The 17,775-nt window shown below is 63.4% G+C and carries 13 protein-coding genes; 6 read left to right on the top strand and 7 right to left on the bottom strand.

The window, feature by feature from the left end:
- Nucleotides 1–47: 47 nt before the first annotated feature.
- The 5 genes from MFF34_RS26525 to MFF34_RS26505 all read left to right on the top strand — a co-directional run bounded on the left by MFF34_RS26525 (nt 48) and on the right by MFF34_RS26505 (nt 5,538).
- The gene (locus MFF34_RS26525) at nt 48–275 is read left to right on the top strand and encodes a hypothetical protein (RefSeq protein WP_238217489.1); all 228 of its coding nucleotides are present in this window, start codon (nt 48–50) and stop codon (nt 273–275) included.
- A 142-nt stretch (nt 276–417) separates the two neighbouring features.
- Complete coding sequence (locus MFF34_RS26520) at nt 418–1,347, top strand: malate dehydrogenase (protein ID WP_238217488.1); 930 nt, start codon at nt 418–420, stop codon at nt 1,345–1,347.
- A gap of 109 nt (nt 1,348–1,456) precedes the next feature.
- Nucleotides 1,457–2,014 carry an RNA polymerase sigma factor gene (locus tag MFF34_RS26515; RefSeq protein WP_238217486.1) on the top strand — a complete coding sequence of 186 codons (558 nt, stop codon included), beginning with the start codon at nt 1,457–1,459 and terminating at the stop codon, nt 2,012–2,014.
- A 5-nt stretch (nt 2,015–2,019) separates the two neighbouring features.
- Complete coding sequence (locus MFF34_RS26510) at nt 2,020–2,949, top strand: FecR family protein (RefSeq protein ID WP_238217484.1); 930 nt, start codon at nt 2,020–2,022, stop codon at nt 2,947–2,949.
- Nucleotides 2,950–3,246: 297 nt separating this feature from the next.
- On the top strand, nt 3,247–5,538 hold the full coding sequence (locus MFF34_RS26505; RefSeq protein WP_238217482.1) for a TonB-dependent siderophore receptor: 2,292 nt from the start codon (nt 3,247–3,249) through the stop codon (nt 5,536–5,538).
- Between the two features lie 74 nt (nt 5,539–5,612).
- Here the strand turns inward: MFF34_RS26505 and MFF34_RS26500 are convergent, their stop codons facing one another.
- The 7 genes from MFF34_RS26500 to MFF34_RS26470 all read right to left on the bottom strand — a co-directional run bounded on the left by MFF34_RS26500 (nt 5,613) and on the right by MFF34_RS26470 (nt 16,772).
- On the bottom strand, nt 5,613–8,042 hold the full coding sequence (locus MFF34_RS26500) for a TonB-dependent siderophore receptor (protein WP_238217480.1): 2,430 nt from the start codon (nt 8,040–8,042) through the stop codon (nt 5,613–5,615).
- Between the two features lie 78 nt (nt 8,043–8,120).
- Entirely contained in the window at nt 8,121–9,089 is a 969-nt protein-coding gene (locus tag MFF34_RS26495) for a FecR domain-containing protein (RefSeq protein ID WP_238217478.1), read from the bottom strand.
- Nucleotides 9,082–9,615: a sigma-70 family RNA polymerase sigma factor gene (locus MFF34_RS26490; RefSeq protein WP_238217476.1), complete on the bottom strand. Its 534-nt coding sequence runs from the start codon at nt 9,613–9,615 to the stop codon at nt 9,082–9,084. Before MFF34_RS26490 ends, MFF34_RS26495 begins: the two co-directional genes overlap by 8 nt.
- Nucleotides 9,616–9,714: 99 nt before the next feature.
- Nucleotides 9,715–10,674, bottom strand: coding sequence for an arsenic resistance protein (locus MFF34_RS26485; RefSeq protein WP_238217474.1), 960 nt, complete (start codon nt 10,672–10,674; stop codon nt 9,715–9,717).
- A gap of 70 nt (nt 10,675–10,744) precedes the next feature.
- Nucleotides 10,745–11,335: a hypothetical protein gene (locus MFF34_RS26480; protein ID WP_238217472.1), complete on the bottom strand. Its 591-nt coding sequence runs from the start codon at nt 11,333–11,335 to the stop codon at nt 10,745–10,747.
- 143 nt (nt 11,336–11,478) lie between these two features.
- Nucleotides 11,479–12,732: a serine hydroxymethyltransferase gene (gene glyA, locus MFF34_RS26475; protein ID WP_027594534.1), complete on the bottom strand. Its 1,254-nt coding sequence runs from the start codon at nt 12,730–12,732 to the stop codon at nt 11,479–11,481.
- Between the two features lie 209 nt (nt 12,733–12,941).
- Entirely contained in the window at nt 12,942–16,772 is a 3,831-nt protein-coding gene (locus tag MFF34_RS26470) for a bifunctional diguanylate cyclase/phosphodiesterase (RefSeq protein WP_238217470.1), read from the bottom strand.
- Between the two features lie 270 nt (nt 16,773–17,042).
- Between MFF34_RS26470 and MFF34_RS26465 the strand changes: the two genes are divergently transcribed.
- Nucleotides 17,043–17,456, top strand: coding sequence for a hypothetical protein (locus MFF34_RS26465; protein ID WP_238217468.1), 414 nt, complete (start codon nt 17,043–17,045; stop codon nt 17,454–17,456).
- The last annotated feature ends 319 nt before the right edge of the window (nt 17,457–17,775 follow it).

The raw sequence follows: 17,775 nt of genomic DNA, 5'->3' as shown, positions 1-17,775 counted from the left end.
CCTCAACACCCAATCCCACCCCACCTCCAAACCCCAGGAGGCCCCCCATGACTGACCACGAACGCCTCTCCACCATTCAAAGCTACGCCTGGACCCTAGAACTGCTCGGTGAAGCCTTGGTCCAGCACGACGAAATGCTGGAATGCGAACACAACCCGCGCCTGAGCTTCCGCAACACGGCTGGCATCCATCAAGCGATCCAGATCATCAGCCGCCTGGCCAGTGAGCAGTGCGGGAAGGTGTTGTCACAGCGCGAACAGTGCCCGGTCGATTAACCGGCGTAGTGCCTGGAAGCCAACGTTCCCCCCTCTAAAACGACCACTGGCCACCTCAGGGTGGCCTTTGGGCATTAGCAGGCAATACTTCTCTCTATACGCAGGCGTGTTCCTGGTGGCACGCGCCGCTGGGAGGTGTCAGGTGAACAAACTATCAATCGTAGGTGCCGGGATGGTGGGCGAGGCGGCGGCTCAGATCATCGCCCGGGATGAGTTCTGCCGTGAGCTGGCGTTGATCGATGTGCAGGGTGAGTTGGCGCAGGGCAAGGCGCTGGATGTGTGGCAGGCGGCTGTCGAGGCTGGGTCCGATACGCGGGTTTACGGCGGGGCCAAGGCCGAAATGCTGGAGGGGTCTGAGCTGGTGGTGATCACCGCAGGTGTGCCGCGCAAGCCGGGGCAGTCGCGGCAGGATGTGCTGAGTATCAACCTGCCGATTCTCGATGGCGTCATGCGGGATATCAAACGCCATGCGCCAGCGGCGACGGTGCTGGTGGTTTCGAACCCTGTCGACGTGCTGACTTATCGCGCCTGGTCGCTCAGCGGGCAGGGCCGTAACAAGGTGTTTGGGCAGGCGGGGGTGCTGGATACCGCGCGCATGAAGTGCTTCATTGCCGAGGAGACGGGGTTTTCTGCTCGGGATATCACGGCGCTGGTGCTGGGCGGGCATGGCGATAGCATGGTGCCGTTGATGCGCTACTGCCAGGTGGGGTCGGTGCCGTTGTCGCACTTCCTGTCCAGCGAGCAGATAGAGCGGATTGTGGAACGCACGCGTAAGGGGGGCGGTGAGATTTTGGGGTTGAAGAAAATGGGCAGTGCCTGCGATGCGCCGGGTGTGGCGATTGCGCAGATGGTGGATGCCATCGCCAATGGGCGAAACCGCATTTTGCCGGCGGTGGTGGTGCTGGAGGGCGAGTATGGGCGAACCGATATCGCCATGGGGGTGCCGTGTGTGCTGGCGGAAGAGGGGATTGTGCGGGTGATCGAGTTGCCGCTGGATGGGCAGGAGCAGGCGATGTTTGACCACTCTGCGGATCAGGTGGTGCGGGATATTGCTGAGATGAATGCGTTGTAAGCGGGCAGGGCGCTCTATCGCCGACGCTGCGGTTGGCGATAGAGCGCTGAAGTGAGGTTAGTGTGTTCCTTGTTGGGATCTAAGTGGCAAGCACCTGCCCCCGTTGTAAATGAAAACCCTTATCGTTAAAGTCAGCGCCTTCGTCCCCCCATCGGTGTCGTCCCCGCGCATGAAGACCGAAGAGCTGGAGTTGGCTTTCAAGACCCATGCCGGGGAGCTGCGCTCATTCCTCTACCGGCAGCTTCGCAACACCGATACCGCCGCCGACTTGGTGCAGGAAACCTACTTGCGCATGCTGCGCCAGCCGCCGCAGGGCCCGGTGCTCAATTTGCGCAGCCTGTTGTTCCGTATCGCCCGCAACTTGGTGATCGACCACGCGCGCAGCCGGGGTACCCGGGGGCAGCATGATGAGGGCATGGCCTACCTCTATGAAGTGACGGGCGAAAGCCCGGAGCCATTTGCCGAGGTTGCTGCGCGACGTGAGCTGGCACTGATGGCCGAGGCGTTGAAGCGCCTGCCGCCGCGCTGCCAAGAGATATTCCTGCTGTGCCGCCTGGAAGGGGTCGCGCACAAGGAGGTCGCCCGGCAGCTTGGGGTGTCTGTCAGTACGGTCGAGAAGCAGTTGGCCATCGCGCTGGACTTTCTCGCCCACAGCTTGCAACGTTGATGGCCATGCACAAGCCTTCCGCTCCCTTCGAACCTTCACCTGATGTGCGCCGCGCGGCGCAGGCTTGGGTCGTTCGCCTGACCTCGGGCGATGTCCGGCCTGGTGATGTCGAGGCAGCGCGTGCCTGGTGCGCGCAGGCGCCGGAGCATCAGCAGGCGTTCGTCGAGGCGCGTCGGGTGTGGGCGTTGAGCGGGCAGTTGCAGGTGCCGGTCCGCCCTCGGGTGCCTGCCCGGCAGTGGGCACTGGCCAGTGCCGCAGTGCTGGTGCTGGGGGTGGGGCTTTCGTTGGCCTGGCAGGGGCAGTGGGGCGCGGACTACCGGACCGGGGTAGGGGAGCGCAGGGTGGTGGCGCTGGCCGATGGGTCGCGCATTACCCTGGATGCGGAGTCGGCGGTGGATGTCGAGCTCAGTGCCCAGGCCCGGCGGATTACGCTGCGCAAGGGCGAGGCGTTGTTCGATGTGGCACATGACCCGGCGCGGCCGTTTCAGGTGCGGGCGGGCGAGGTGCAGGCCACGGCGCTGGGCACGGTGTATGCCGTGAGTCGCGAGGGCGAGGCGGTGGAGGTCATCGTCAAGCGCGGGCGAGTAGCGGTCAGTGATGCGCTGGCGCGGGCCGAGCTTTCGGCGGGTGAAGCCATCGGGCGCAAGGCGGATGGGTTGGGCGCCAGGCATGGGCTGGATGTGGACAGTGCGCTGGCCTGGCAGGAAGGCCGGCTGGTGTTCGAGCAGGCGCCGCTGGCGCAGGTGCTCAAGGCGCTTGAGCGGTACCGGCCGGGGTGGTTGGTGATTGGCGATGAGCAGTTGCGGGGGCTGAAGGTCAGCGGCACGTTCCAGCTGGACCGGCTGGATGAGGGGCTGGCGACCTTGGAGCAGGCGTTCCCCTTGAGCATACGGCGGTATTCGGATTATCTGCTGGTGTTCAAGGCGCGCGGTTGAGTGACCTCATGCCCCGCTTATGCACCACCCGGGTAAGGAGCAGCCTTGTGCTGCGAAGAGGCCAGCGGCAACACCGTAAATCTTCGCTGCCTTTACCGGCCTCTTCGCAGCACAAGGCTGCTCCTACCGTGAATTTGCGTAAATCTTGTGTTTATTTTTACGGGTGATCCGCGGTCGTCCGTCTTCTTTCTTCAAAAACGAATGCTTCGTATTTGATTAAGGGGAGTGGGGATGTACCAAGGGCAATTTCGCAGGGCGTCGATTTCATTACTGTGTGCCTTGGTTCCAGCCTTGGCCATGGCCGAGCCGCGGGACTTCGACATCGCGCCGCAGCCGTTGGCCAGCGCGCTCAATCGCCTGGCGGCGCAGGGCGGGCTACAAGTGATCTTCGATGGCAACCTGGTGCAGGGCAAGAGCAGCCATGGCATCAACGGGCGGCATGAGCCGGAGGCGGCGCTGTCGGCGCTGTTGCAGGGCAGCGGCCTGGTCTGGCGCGCCACCGGCAGCGGCAGTGTGACCCTGGAGCGGGCTGCGCAATCCTCCGGCGCATTGGAGCTGGGCGCCACGGCGATCGTCGGCCAGGCGTACAGTTCGGTGAGCCCAGACGATGGCTATGTAGCCAAGCGTTCTTCGGTCGGCAGCAAGACCGACACCCCCCTGATCGAAACCCCGGCCTCGGTGTCGGTGATCACCCGTGAGCAGATCGAGGCCCAGCAACCGAAGACTGTGGCCCAGGCGCTGCGCTATACGCCGGGGGTCAACACTGAGCTGGCCGGGCCGCAGTTCGTTGTCGACCAGCTGTCCATTCGCGGTTTCCAGCAAGGTACCGGTCGCATGCTGCGTGACGGCACCCGCACCTTTCTGCCGGAGTTTCTTGGCTGGGACGCGCCAGAGCCTTATGGCCTGGAGCGTATCGAAGTGCTGCGCGGCGCCAGTTCGGTGCTGTATGGCGCCTCAGACCCAGGTGGCCAGATCAACCTGGTCAGCAAGCGCCCCACGCAGCAGCCGTTGCATGAGGTGCAGTTGCAGGCGGGCAACCTCGATTATCAGCAAAGCGCCTTCGACCTGGGCGACGCGCTGGATGACGAGGGTATCTGGAGCTATCGCCTGACCGGCCTGTTCCGCGAGGCGGACGCGCAGACCGACCATATCACCAACCGCCGCCAGTACATCGCCCCGGCGCTGAGCTTCCGGCCCAGCGCCGATACCGAGCTCACTTTGCTCGGCGAGTACCAGAAGCAGACCGGCAACTTCGCCAACGCGCTGCCTGCCAGTGGCACGGTGTTCCGCGACCCGCGCGGGCGTCTGGACCGTGACACGTATGTGGGCGACAGTGCCTACGACTTCATGACCAACGAGAAGACTTCGCTGGGTTATGTGTTCGAGCACCACTTCGACGAGGTGTGGACGTTGCGCCAGAACGTGCGTTACAGCTACTACCGCCAGGCCAGCAGCGAAATCGCCCTGTTCGGCCCGGCAGGTGGCGGCCAGTACTCGCGTTACAGCGACCAGCGCCAAGGCGATGGTCGGCTGTTCACCCAGGACACCCAGGTGCAGGCCAACTTCGCCACGGGGCCGCTGGAACACACCCTGTTGACCGGGGTGGACTACAACAACGGCAAGTTTGACCAGGCGCAGACGCTGGACTTCATCCTGCAGAGTTTCGACCCCTTTCAGCCGGTGTATGGCCAGCCGTTGAGCACCGTCCCGTTTAGCCACGCCAGCTATGAACAGAAACTGTCCCAGACTGGTGTCTACCTGCAGGACCAAGTCCGTATCGACAACTGGGTAGTGCTGCTGGGTGGCCGCTATGACTGGGCGGCCAACCAGAAGGACGACCGCACACCGCAAACGCAGAAAGACGAGCAGTTCAGTGCCCGCGCCGGGCTGGTCTACCTGTTCGACAATGGCCTGGCACCGTATGCGAGCTACAGCGAGTCATTCCTACCGGTGATGGGCACCACTGCCGATGGCACCCAGCTCGACCCGGAAACCGGCAAGCAGTACGAACTGGGCCTCAAATACGAGCCGCCGGGTGGCAATAGCCTGTACACCGTTGCCCTGTTCGAGCTGACCAAGCAGAACCAGACCGAGAACATCAACGGCTTCAGCCGCCAGGAAGGCGAGGTGCGCTCACGGGGCGTCGAGCTGGAGGCCAAGACCGAGGTTGCGCCCGGTTTGAACCTGATCGGCAGCTACACCTGGAACGACGTCAAAGTCACCCAGTCCGAGCGGGGCAACAAGGGCAAAACACCGTTCCGCACGCCAGAGCACATGGCGTCGCTGTGGGCGGACTACCAATTGCAGAGCGGGCCATTGGACGGGCTGCGCCTTGGTGCCGGTGCGCGCTATGTAGGCAGCACCTATGGCGATGCGCAAAACAGCTTTAAGGTCGATAGCTATGCGCTGGTGGATGCGATGGTCAGCTATCAGCTGGGCAAGCTGGATGCTTCGCTGAAGGGAGTCGAGCTGGCGCTTAACGCCAGTAACCTGTTCGACAAGAAGTATGTGGCGGGCTGCTTCAGTGACATGGGGTGCCAGTATGGGCAGCAACGCACGGTGTATGGCACGGTGACCTATAACTGGTAGGCCTGGTGGCAGTGCTGCAATGCCACCTTAGATAACCTAAAGGGCCCGCAATGCGTGGGCCCTTTTTATAGCGACTAGAAGCTATACCGCGCAGTCAGTTTCACGTTCCGTGGGTCGCCATAAATGTCATACGGGCTCCACCCACCATTGGCCACGCTGCTGTAGTAGGTGCGGTCGAACAGGTTGTTGACGTTGACCTGCAGGTCCAGCTGCTCGCTGGCTTTGTAGCCTGCCACCAACCCCACCACGGTGTACGAGCCTTGCTGGTTTTCCCATGCAGTCGCCCCCGCGCCCCCCGAAGTGCGGATGCGGCTCTGTTGGTAGATATCACCACCCACGCGCCAGCGCTGCAGTTCACCGGGCAGGGTGTAGATCGTCGACAGCTTGAACAGCTGGCGCGGTTTGGCGCGGTCGAAGTCTTCGCCTTCGCGGGCTTTGTTGGCGTCGCTGACATATTTGGTCTGGGTGTAGGTGTAGCCGGCAGCCAGTTGCCAGTTGTCGGTCAGGGCGCCCTGGATTTCGAGGTCGATGCCCTTGCTGCGCACCAGGCCGGCCGCCTCGTAGCAAGCACTGGCGGCGCCTGACCCGCACCCTTTGACGTCGGGCAGCTCTTGGGCGCGGTTTTTCTGGTCGATCTGGAAAACCGCCAGGCTGGCGTTCAGTGCGCCACCAAAGTACTCGCCCTTGATGCCCACTTCGTAGTTTTCGCCCACCACAGGGTCGAGCACTTTGCTGTCCAGGCCTTTGCTGGTCTGCGGCTTAAAGATATCGGTGTAGCTGACATAGACCGAGTGGTTGGTGTCCAGGTCGTAGACCAGGCCGGCATAGCGGGTCAGGTTACGCGTGATCTTGTAGTTGTTTTCGCTGCTTTCGCTGTCGTCGAATTCGTACCAGTCGAGACGGCCACCCAGAATCAGCGACAGCGGGTCGGTCAAACGCAGGCGGCTGCTGGCATAGACGCTGTCCTGGGTGGTGGTCTCGGGGAGGCCGTTGGGGCCCGTGACGTAATCCGGCTTGGCATGGCCGCGGGGGTTCCACTCGAAGAGGTTGCTGCCGGCGTCGATGAAATCGCTCCAGGCCTTGCCAGACCGATAATCCAGCTGGCGCTTGCTGACGCCAACGGTCAGGTCATGGGTTTGACCGAGCAACTGGAAGGGGCCGCTGACGGCCAGGTCGTAGCCTTTTTCCTTCTGCTCCATGGCTTCGGTCCACAGATAGTGGCGGTCGTATTCCCATATCGAGGAGGCCAGCACGTCGGTGTCGGTCTTGGTCTGCATGGCCGCCAGGCGCAGTGTCCAGTCGTTGGCTAAGCCTTGCTCGAGGGTGGCGAAATAGCCGGTGGTGCGGTTGTCCGAATATTCCCAGTCATGGCCGAGGAAGGTGTCACGTGGCAGCCCGAGGTGGCCGCCGCCACGGGCCATGGGCAAACCGCCCCAAATGTAGTTGGTGTGGTTTTTCTGCCGGTAGGCGCCGAGGGTGAGGGTGGTGCTTTCGCTCAGGTCGGCGTCGACCACGCCGTAGAACAGGTCATGGTCACTCTCCACCGAGTCGCGGAAGCTTTTGGCGTCCTGCTTGGAGACCACGGTACGGGCGCGCAGGGTGCCGGTTTCATTCAATGGGCCGCCGATGTCCAGCGTGCCGGTGTAATCGTCCCAACTGCCGGCACTGCCGGTGAGGGTGCCCTGGAATTCATGGGTTGGGCGCTTGCGCACCAGGTTGATGGCACCCCCGGGGTTGCCGGCGCCCTGGGCCAGCCCGGTGGCCCCACGCACGATCTCGACCCGGTCGTACATGGCCAGGTTGGCTTCGCCGCTGGGCAGGTAAGTCAGGAAGCTGGTGGGGAAGCCGTCGTACATGATGTTGTCGACGTCAAAACCGCGGGCGCTGAATGAGGGCCGACCGGCACCGCCGGAGTTGCTGAGGAAGATCCCCGGCGCACTTTTGACCACATCGCTGATGGTGGTCATGGCCTTGTCGTCCATCCGCTTGCGCGTGACCACGCTGACGGCCTGCGGGGTTTCGCGCAGGCTCAAGGGCAGCTTGGTGGCCGTCTGCATCGTGCCGGTGGTGTACGACCCGCTGTTTTCGGTGGTCGCCGCCAGGCCTTGGCCGGTAATGCTGGTAGCGCCCAGTTCCAGGCCAGTGCTCGCGGCCTGTGGTGTCAGCAGGTAAAGGCCATTGCCCTGCGGTGACGCTTGCAGGCCGGTGCCTTGCAGCAGTTGCTGCAAGCCGCCTTCCACACTGGTGGCGGCGTTCAGGCCTGGGCTGCGCAAACCTTCGACCAGGCCTGGTTCGATGGGCAGGGTGATACCGGCTTGGCTGGCGAAATTGGAAAGGGCGCTGCTCAGGTTGCCGGCGGGCACCTGAAAGGTCCGGCCCTGCTGCGCGCTGTGCTCGTCAGCTTGCGACACAGCTGCAGTCAGGCCGCCACCTGTGATGATCAGGCCCAATGCAGCAGCGTGTACTGCCCGCGCCAATGGTTGCATGCCCTGCGTCGTCGCCATGTGTTCGTCCCGCCCTGTAAAAGTGATGTGCTTACGGAAGGGACACGCAACCTGAGCAAAACACGACAATGATTCTTGTTACGTATTTACGCGCGCCGTGACGGTGACCCAGTAGGGCGTGCGGAAGTGGATGTCCACCGGCAGCGTCTGGCTCAAAGCGCGCAGAATCTGATCGGTGTCGCGCAGCTGGAAGGTGCCGGAGATCAGCAGCCTGGCCACGGCGGGGTCGCAACGCAGCAAGCCAGGCCGATAGCGCCCCAGCTCGCTGATGAAGTCATCCAGGCGCGTCTTCTCGACCCGCAGCACATGGTTGAGCCAGTCGAGGCGCTGCTCAGCCAGCGGCATGGGGGGCTGCACAGCCTGGAGGCTGACCTGGGTTTGCTGGCCGGCTGCCAGGCGTACCAGGCCGTCGTCACCCCGTGCCAGGCGCGGGCGCACTTCGACAGCGCCCTCCAGCGCGGCGAGGAATGTGCTGTCTGGGTACTGACGCACCAGCAAGCGGCTGCCGAGCGGGCTGATGTGCGCTTCGGCGGTATCGACGATAAACGGGTGCCTGGCAGGCTCACGGGGCAGCTCGACCAGCATCTCGCCGGCGATCAGACGCACGCGGCGAACGCTGTCGTCGTAGGCGATATCGACGGCGCTGCCGGTGTTCAGGCGTAGCTGCCCGCCATCTGGCAAGGGCACGCTGCGCTGCTCCCCGGTGGCCGTGCGCACGTCCGCCTGCCACTCGCGCCACGGCAGCCCGCGGTAGGCTGCGAGGCCAAGCGGGGCGGTGGCAATCAGCAATGCAAGGGTCTTGAGTGCCTGCCTGCGCTCCAGGCTGCGCGGGCGCTCCAGCGCCGCGCGGGTGGGTTCCCCGCTTAGTTGTTGGGCGCGGCTGCTGAAGCGCTCGGCCAGTTGCCAGGCGCGTTCGTGGTCAGCGTGCCGCGACCGCCATTCGGCGCCGGCGGCATGTTCGGCGGCGCCGGCGCTGCTGTTCTGCAAACGCACGAACCAGCTGGCGGCTTCGCGGGCAATGCGCCTGTCGATGGGGGTATTACTCATCGTGCGTACTGGCGAGCACGATGCATTCTTCAAACGCCCGCGCCAAGTGGCGTTGCACGGTACGGACGCTGAGCTTGAGCCGGCTGGCGATCTCTTCTTGGGTATAGCCTTCCAGCTGCGCCATCAGAAACGCCTGTCGGCTTAGGGCGGGCAGGAGGGCGAGTACCTGGTCGATTTCATCGAGGGCTTCGAGCACCAGCGCCTGATGTTCCAGCGACGGTGCCAGCGCTTCTGGCGTTTCCGCCAGCGCGGCCAAGTAGGCTTGCTCCAGCGAGCGGCGGCGATAGAAGTTGAGGGCCAGGCGATTGGCGATTGTGGCCAGATAGGCGCGCGGGGCTGTGTAATTCAGCGCCTCGCCGGTTGCACTGCTGAGCAGCCGCACGAAGGTGTCCTGGGCCAGGTCCGCAGCATCGGCGGCACTGCCCAAGCGCTTGCGCAGCCAGTTCTGCAGCCAGCCGTGGTGGTGGCTGTAGAGCTGATCGATGGCCTGATGCGGGTGATGATTTGCCGATGAGGTGGACTGCACGGGATACGATAGATGTTAATGAGAATTCATCGCATTCTATCAGCATACGTTCGGCCAGGTGCAAGCAAAAGGTTCAGCGTTTGCTGAACCGCAATGAGCTCATCTGTCTTGCACCCATGCGGGCACGACGCGCACATAAATTAACTCGCTCACCAACTCCATCAGCGTTTGGGTAATCACCGCCGCCGCCGCCAACCCGCGCAGGTCTTCCGGCAAGGCCAACGCCAACGGCAACACCACCAGCGAGTTGCGCGTCGAAGCGCTGAACGTCACCGACCTCACCTCGGCCACTGGCAAACGCATCAGCCGCGCGGTGGCAAAGCCGATCACCGGCGCCAGCAGCATGAAGCCGAGGTACACCGGGATCACGGGCAGCAAGCGCTCGAAATCGCGCAGCACGGCGGCAATCTGCGAGCCGATCACCACCACCAGCACGCATGCCATCGCCGGCACCGGCATCCACGCCCAGGCGTCGTTCCACTTCGATGCCGCGCGGGAGCGGCGGGCGCTGGCGCTGGTCAGCACGGCGAGAATCATCGGCAACACAATCAACAGGGCAAACGCTTCCACGAAGGGCGCGATGGAAATTGCCACAGCGTTATCGTCACCCAGCATCAACGCCAGGTACACCGGCAGCAGGGCCAATTGCACCAACAGCAGCAGCGGCGTGGCGGCGAGGGTCTGGCGTGAGTCGCCTTTGCCGATGTGGGTGAACACCACCACGTAGTCGATGCAGGGGGTTAGCAACACCAGCAGGGCGCCGATCAGGATGGCCGGGTGCGCGACCAAGCCGCGGGTGATTGCCCAGACCAGCAGTGGGATGAGGACGAAGTTGGCCAGTAGCAGTGCACTGATGAAGCGGCGGTTGCCCAGGCCTTGGCGCAGGTCGAGGAAGGGGATCTGCAGGAACATCGCGTACATCAGCACGGCAATGGCGGGGGTGATCAGGGCTTGCAGGTGGTGTGCGGTGTCGGTGGCCAGCAGGCCGAAGGCGAGGGCTGCGAGCACGGCCGCGAAGTAGACCGGGATTTGATGGGTTTCGAGTTGCTCTCTGGTCAAGGCAGGGTCCTGTGCGCGCTCGGGTTTTGAAGCGGCACAGGGTAATACGTGAAGGCCCATGCAGGCGACATCAGGTGTTCAGCCAATCCACCCCGCGTTGCGTGATCAACAGGCTTAGGGTGCATTGCTGGGCAGCGGCGTAGCACGCCAGAAAGCCGCCCACTGGGTAGAGGTTGTGGATCTCCATGGGGTGGCCGTTGCTGGCGATCATTTGGATTTCTCGCCGGTCATCTTCAAGTTGTGTCAGGTCGAAGGGGGGGCCGGTTTGCGCATCGATCAAGGTCCACAGGCTAGGGTCTTGCGCCTTGATGGCCTGAGCGGCCACCAGGCCTTCGGCGGTGGTGAATATGCCTTTACCGAAATGAGGCCCGCTGCGCACATACAGTCGATAACCCGCATCGCTGTAGCGAAAATACAGCAACATCGCGCACTGATCGTCGCCTTTGTCGAACGGGATCAACCCAAACTCCTGGCCGTGCTGCCAATCATCGTCCGTGCCGTTGAGCATACCGAGTGCGTGGGCGCCTTCAATGGCGTACCCCGGCACTTCGGTGGGTGTGACCAGGCTCACTGGGCCTGTGCACAGGCAGTCCAGGCTGTTCACCGGTGATTCGGCGATCTGCAGGGTGGCTGTAAAGGAACGTGTTTTGTTATCTGCCATAGGGTGCCTCCGGTTTGGCGTGGGGGAGGCTGCAGGCTAGGGTGTCTTGCACAGGGGACCCATTTGGAACAGGTTCCGCGAAGCGGGCAAGCACAAAAAAGCCCGGCGCAAGGCCGGGCTTTTTCACATCAGGCTGGCGCTAATCAGTTGCCGTAAACCGGCAGCTTCTTGCAGATGGCCTTGACCTTCTCACGCACGGCATCGATCACCGCTTCGTTGTTCAGGTCAGCCAGGATGTCGCAGATCCAGCCGGCCAGTTCTTTGCACTCTGCTTCTTTGAAGCCACGGGTGGTCACGGCTGGGGTGCCGAAACGCAGGCCCGAGGTGACGAACGGGGAACGTGGGTCGTTCGGTACCGAGTTCTTGTTGACGGTGATGAAGGCTTTGCCCAGTGCGGCGTCAGCGTCCTTACCGGAGATTTCCTGCTTAATCAGCGACAGCAGGAACAGGTGGTTTTGGGTGCCGCCAGAAACGACGTCGAAACCACGCTCGATGAACACGCTGGCCATGGCCTGGGCGTTCTTCACCACTTGCTGCTGATAAGCCTTGAACTCAGGCTGCAGGGCTTCTTTGAAGCAGATCGCCTTGGCCGCGATGACGTGCTCCAGCGGGCCGCCCTGGGCGCCTGGGAAGACAGCGGAGTTCAGCTTCTTCTCGATGTCGGCGTTGGCACGGGCCAGGATCAGGCCGCCACGTGGACCGCGCAGGGTCTTGTGGGTGGTGGTGGTGACCACGTCGGCGAACGGCACAGGGTTCGGGTACACGCCGGCGGCAACCAAGCCAGCAACGTGGGCCATGTCGACGAACAGGTAGGCACCGACCTTGTCGGCAATGGCGCGGAAGCGTGGGAAGTCCAGCACCTGCGAGTAGGCCGAGAAGCCGGCAACGATCATCTTCGGCTTGTGCTCTACAGCCAGGCGCTCGACTTCGTCGTAGTCGATCAGGCCGTTGCCGTCGATGCCGTACTGGATGGCGTTGTACAGCTTGCCCGAAGAGCTGACGCTGGCGCCGTGGGTCAGGTGACCACCGTGGGCCAGGCTCATGCCCAGGATGGTGTCACCGGCCGACAGCAGGGCCAGGTAAACGGCGGCGTTGGCCTGGGAGCCAGCGTGCGGCTGGACGTTGGCGTAGTCGGCGCCGAACAGCTCTTTGGCGCGGTCGATGGCCAGTTGCTCGACCACGTCGACGTATTCGCAACCACCGTAGTAACGCTTGCCTGGGTAGCCTTCAGCGTACTTGTTGGTCAGAACCGAACCCTGGGCTTCCATGACAGCCGGGCTGGTGTAGTTTTCCGAAGCGATCAGCTCGATATGCTCTTCCTGGCGCAGAGCTTCTTGCTGCATGGCTTCGAAGAGCTCGGCGTCGTACTTGGCAATGGTCAAATCACGGCTGAACATGGCGGTCCTCAAGGATCGGGCTGAATTGGGGGGGCATTCTAACCGATTGCTTCGGGCCTGGCATATGAAGTGACGTCAAGTCGCGGACCAAAGGCCTTCATGTTGCATCCCGCGCCCTGTCTGGGCTGGAGTTGACTTCAAGGTCCGTTTTTTTGTGGCCCAAGTTACAGCGTTGGCGCTGCTCCTACAAAAAAGAGGGCAGTGGAATTCTACTGGAACATGAACAGCGTCTCGTTGGCGAACTGTGCCTCGAACTGATGCGCCGGCATCGGCCGCCCGAACAGGTAACCCTGCACCTCGTCGCAACCATGCTCACGCAAGAACTCCAGCTGCTCATGGGTTTCCACGCCCTCGGCGATTACCGCCAGGTTCAGGCTGTGGGCCATGGCAATGATCGCCCGGGCAATCTGCGCGTCCTGCTCGCCCTCGGGCAAGCCGTCGACGAAGGTGCGGTCGATCTTCAGCACGTCGATGGGGAACTGCTTGAGGTAGTTGAGCGACGAGTACCCGGTGCCAAAGTCGTCCACCGCAATGCTCAGGCCAAGATTCTTCAGGCTGGCGAGAATCTGCAAGGCCTCATTCACCTCGCGCATCAGGATGCTTTCGGTCAGCTCCAGTTCCAGGCACGCCGGCGGCAGCCCGATGTCTTCCAGGATGGTGGCGATGCGCGTGCCCAGCTGGCCGTCGGAGAACTGCCGCGCCGAGATGTTCACCGACACCTTCGGCACCCGCACTTTGGCTTTGTGCCAGGCTTTGAGCTGTCGGCTGGCCTCACGCAGTACCCAGTCGCCGACGTCCACCACCAGGCCCAGCTCTTCGATCACCGGGATGAAGTCGCCCGGCGGCACCAGGCCGCGGGTGGGGTGGCGCCAGCGCAGCAAGGCTTCGGCGCCGGTCAGGCGTTTGCCATCGCCACTGAACTGCGGCTGGTAGTAGAGGATGAACTCGTTCTGCTCCATGGCATGGCGCAGGTCGCTTTCCAGCTCCAGGCGCTCCAGGGCACTGGCGTTCATCTCGGCCTGGTAGAACTGGAAGTTGTTCTTGCCGCGCTCCTTGGCGTGGTACATCGCGGTGTCGGCGTTTTTCATCAACTGGCTCAGTTCGCTGCCATCCTGCGGGCTGAGGGCGATGCCGATACTGGCCGTGACGAAAAACTCGCGGTTCTCCAGCACGAAGGGCCGTACCAGGCTGGCGAGGATGTTCTCGGCCACATGGATGGCGCGGTTCAGCGCCATCTCGCGGGTCGCACGCGGTTGCAGCAGCAAGGTGAACTCGTCGCCGCCCATGCGTGCCACGGTGTCGTCGTCATCCACGCAGGCCAGCAGGCGCAGGGCCATGTCTTTGAGCATGCGATCGCCTGCGGCATGGCCGAGGGAGTCGTTGATCGGCTTGAAACGGTCCAAGTCGAGGAACATCAACACCACCCACGCCTTTTGCCGTTCGGCCTGTTGCAGGGCCGTGTGCAGGCGGTCCTGGAACAGCGTGCGGTTGGGCAGGTGGGTGAGGGCGTCGTAGTAAGCCAGGCGGTGGATGCGCTGTTCGCTGGCCTTGCGCTCGCTGATGTCGGTGAAGAAGCACACGTAGCTGGCCAGGTCGCCTTCGTCGTCCAGCACTGCCGTGATGCCGACCCAGGCCGGGTAGTGGTCGCCGTCGCGGCGCTTTAGCCACACTTCGCCTTCCCAACTGCCACGCTGGTGCAACTGCTTGACCACGTAGCGCAGGTGGCCTTCCTGCTGCTGCTCGACGGTGAGCATGCCAGGCAGTTGGTCGAGCACGTCGCTGACGGCATAGCCGCTGACCCGGCTGAACGCTTCGTTGGCCTGGACGATGTAGCCGGCCGGGTCGGTGATGAGGATGGCCGAGGTCGAGTGCTCAAATACCGTGGCGGCCATGCGCAGGTCTTTTTCGGCGCGGCGTTGCTGGCTGATGTCGCGGCCAACCCCAAGCACGCCTTCGAAGCGCTCCTGGTCGTCCCACACCAATACCAGGCGCAGCTCGATCGGGATCTTGCGGCCATCAGCGCGCAGGCAGTCGAACAGGAACAGTTGGGTGGGCAACTGGCCACGCAACTGGGCCAGTTGCTCGCTGTCGCCCATTGCATTGCTGACGCGCTCCATCAGGCTGTAGATGCCGGTCAGCTGGGCCGGGTTGGCGATGATCGATTGCCAGCCGTTGTCGAAAATCCACTCAGCCTGATAACCCAATACCGCTTTGACCGAGGGGCTGACGTAGTTGAGCTGCAGTTGGCTGTCGGTGGAGAAAATCACGTCGCTGATGCTTTCGGCCAGCATGCGGTAGCGCTGTTCGCTGTCGCGCAGCGACTGGCTGGCCTCGATCTGTACGGTAACGTCCTTGCCAACGCCGATGATGCGCATCACCTGCCCGTCGTGGTCGCGGGTCAGCACCTGTTCGCGAATGTCGTAGCAGCGCCAGCCACCGTCGTGGTGACGGAAGCGCAGTTGGCAGTGCAGCGGCTGGCTGTGGCCGGTGGCTCGTTGATGCTGGCGCAAGGCCTGGAAGTGCGTGGCGTCTTCGGGGTGCAGCAGCAGCTCCCAGAAGCGGTCGCCCATCTGTGCCAGCTCGGTGCGGTCGTAGCCCAGGGTTTGGCCGAGGTGGCGGTTGCTGAAGATCATGCGCTGGCTGGGCACGTCCTGCACGTAGAGCTGGTCGGGCACGGTACGCACCACGTCCGACCAGAAACTCTCGCGTTCGAGCAGGGACAGCTCCACTTGTTTGCGGCTGGTGATGTCGCTGATGCTGAGGATCACCGCCTGGTAGTCGCGGCGTTGCAGCGGTAGGCGGGCCATCAGCCACAGGTGCAGTTCGCCGCCCAGCGGTGCGGGCAGGCGCACTTCCAGTTCCAGCAGCGAGCGCTGTTCGATCAGTGCATCGATCAGTTGCATGCCGATGCTGTCGCGGCCATCGCCGCTGCCGTCGATCAGCCGCTGCCAGGCACCTTCGTGGCATTCGACGTTGAGCAACTGGCGCGCCACCTGGTTGATCTCGGTGATCTTCAGCTCCTGCAACAGCGAGCGGCGCAGGTTAGGGTCCAGGGCCAGGCTGTGCTTGAGCGCAGCGTGGTTGCGCAGGTGGTAGCGGTCGAGCTGGCCGGGCAGGCTTGAAAGGTCGAGCACGCACAAGGCAACACCGGTGCCTTCGAAAATTTCCTGATAGCGCCGGCGGTCTTCCTGCAGCGCGCGCTGGCGGCGGCGCATGTTGATCAACGCCAGTACTGGCAGCAGGGCACAGAACAGCACCAGCAGGCACTTGCCGATCAGTGCCGGCAGCAGCTTCTGCTGGGCCCGCTGGGCGTCGAACAGGCCGCGCAGTTGCCAGGTACTGTTGTCGATGAACGCCAGCATCACGCTCTGCAGCGGTGCCGGGCTGGTCTGCGCGATGGCGTGGCGGTCCAGCACCGCGCCGTTGCGGCTGTTTTCCAGCAGCCACAAGGGGTGGCCTGGGCTGTCCAGGTGCACGGTGAGGGTGCGGTAATACGCGTCGGACAGGCGCAGCAGCCAGTAGCCGCGGTCCTGCTCGGTGGACTGGCGCAGCAACAGGTAGATAGTGCGGTTGTCCGCCGAGTTGGCAAAGAAATACGGGCGACCCTGGTTCAGCGTCAGCAGCTCGCCAATCAATTGGCGGTCAGGGCTGCCGGCCAGGCTGTCGGCGCGGACCTGCCCGCTGGTGTCTAGCCAGGCCAGGTCACGCAGGGCAGGCAGGCGGGTGCGCAGGGTATCGAGCAGGCTGGGCAGGGCTGCCGGCGTCGGCGCATTGACGTAGGGCTGCACCACATTCACGGCCTGCTGGGCCTTCAATGCCATGTTCAGGCTGAGGTGGTCGGCCAGCTCCGCGGTGGCCTCCAGGCTTTGCTTGCGCAGGTCGGCTTGGGTGTGGCGGAACTGGGCGAACAGCTGCCACAGCAACAGTCCCAGCAGAATCAGGGCCAACAGGGCCAGCGCACCCTTGATCGACCCGCGCAGGGAAGCGACGGGGGCCATTGGTGCGGGACGCAGCGACGACGGTTGAGAGAGATTGGTCAAGCGTTGGTCCTGCGATTGGGCTGGCGATGGCAGGGATTGATCATGCACGGTTGGTGCCGGTGTCTGGTTGCCAGACCGCGGTGGCGCACTATAAGGCCGGACACCCTAAACGGGCTAGCATGCCTAGGATTATGGCAAAGTGCCAGCCCCCTTGTCCGGTGATGGTCGCCCTGCCGACGGTCGTGGTGGCGCCCTGTGGTTCGGCAAGCCCCTGCAACCTGTGCGAGAATGCCGCCCGCTTCAATGACAACGCTTCGGAGATGTTCGGTTTTGGTTACTCACTTTTCCTCCAATGGCCTCGATTCCGCCTGTGGGCGCAGCAGTCAGACCCTTGTCAGCACTGCCGTGACCGCGGACGTATCTTGCAAGTCGTGCCAGCGTTCGCTGGTCAAACCGGAGGCGGCCGCCGCCTCGAAAAACAAGGCCCCGTCGCTGGCCGAACTGCGCAAGACCGCCAAGGCGGCAGCAGCACCGGCAGCCGTGGCAGCACCGGCAGTGCCCGCGGTCGCGGCCAAGCCTGCTGCCAAGGTCGTTAGCGTGCCTGCGGCGCAGCCGGCCAAGGCCGTTGAGCAGCCTGCCCGCAGTGGCGGGTTCAGCGTCAAGTCTGCCTGGGCCGCGCGCCTGGCCGAGCAGGGCGACCGTTGCCGGTTGCCGCGGGGCAAGGTCAAGCAGCGTCACGTCTGAGCTTTTTAAGGTCAGTTCTGGCCTCTTCGCGGTCAAGCCCGCTCTCACAGGTACTGTGCAAGGTTTGGGGTTTGTGATGTTCCTGGGGCAGCGGGTACTGTGCAAGCTTTGGGGTTTGTGCTGTTCCTTGGGGGTGGGTAATGCGCAAGCTTTTGGGGTTTGTGCTGTCCCTGTGGGAGCGGGCTTGCCCGCGAAGAGGCCAGCACAGGCATAAGCATTTCTTCCCCGTAACCCCACCATCCGACCCTCCTATGCAACGCCGCGCGTTGGCGTAGAATGGTCGACTTTGTTCAATGACACCCCGTAAACACATCCCCCT

The sequence above is a fragment of the Pseudomonas sp. PAGU 2196 genome (genome assembly GCF_022179005.1).
GTDB classification, from domain to species: domain Bacteria; phylum Pseudomonadota; class Gammaproteobacteria; order Pseudomonadales; family Pseudomonadaceae; genus Aquipseudomonas; species Aquipseudomonas kermanshahensis.
This window is presented reverse-complemented; position numbering and strand designations above follow the sequence as displayed.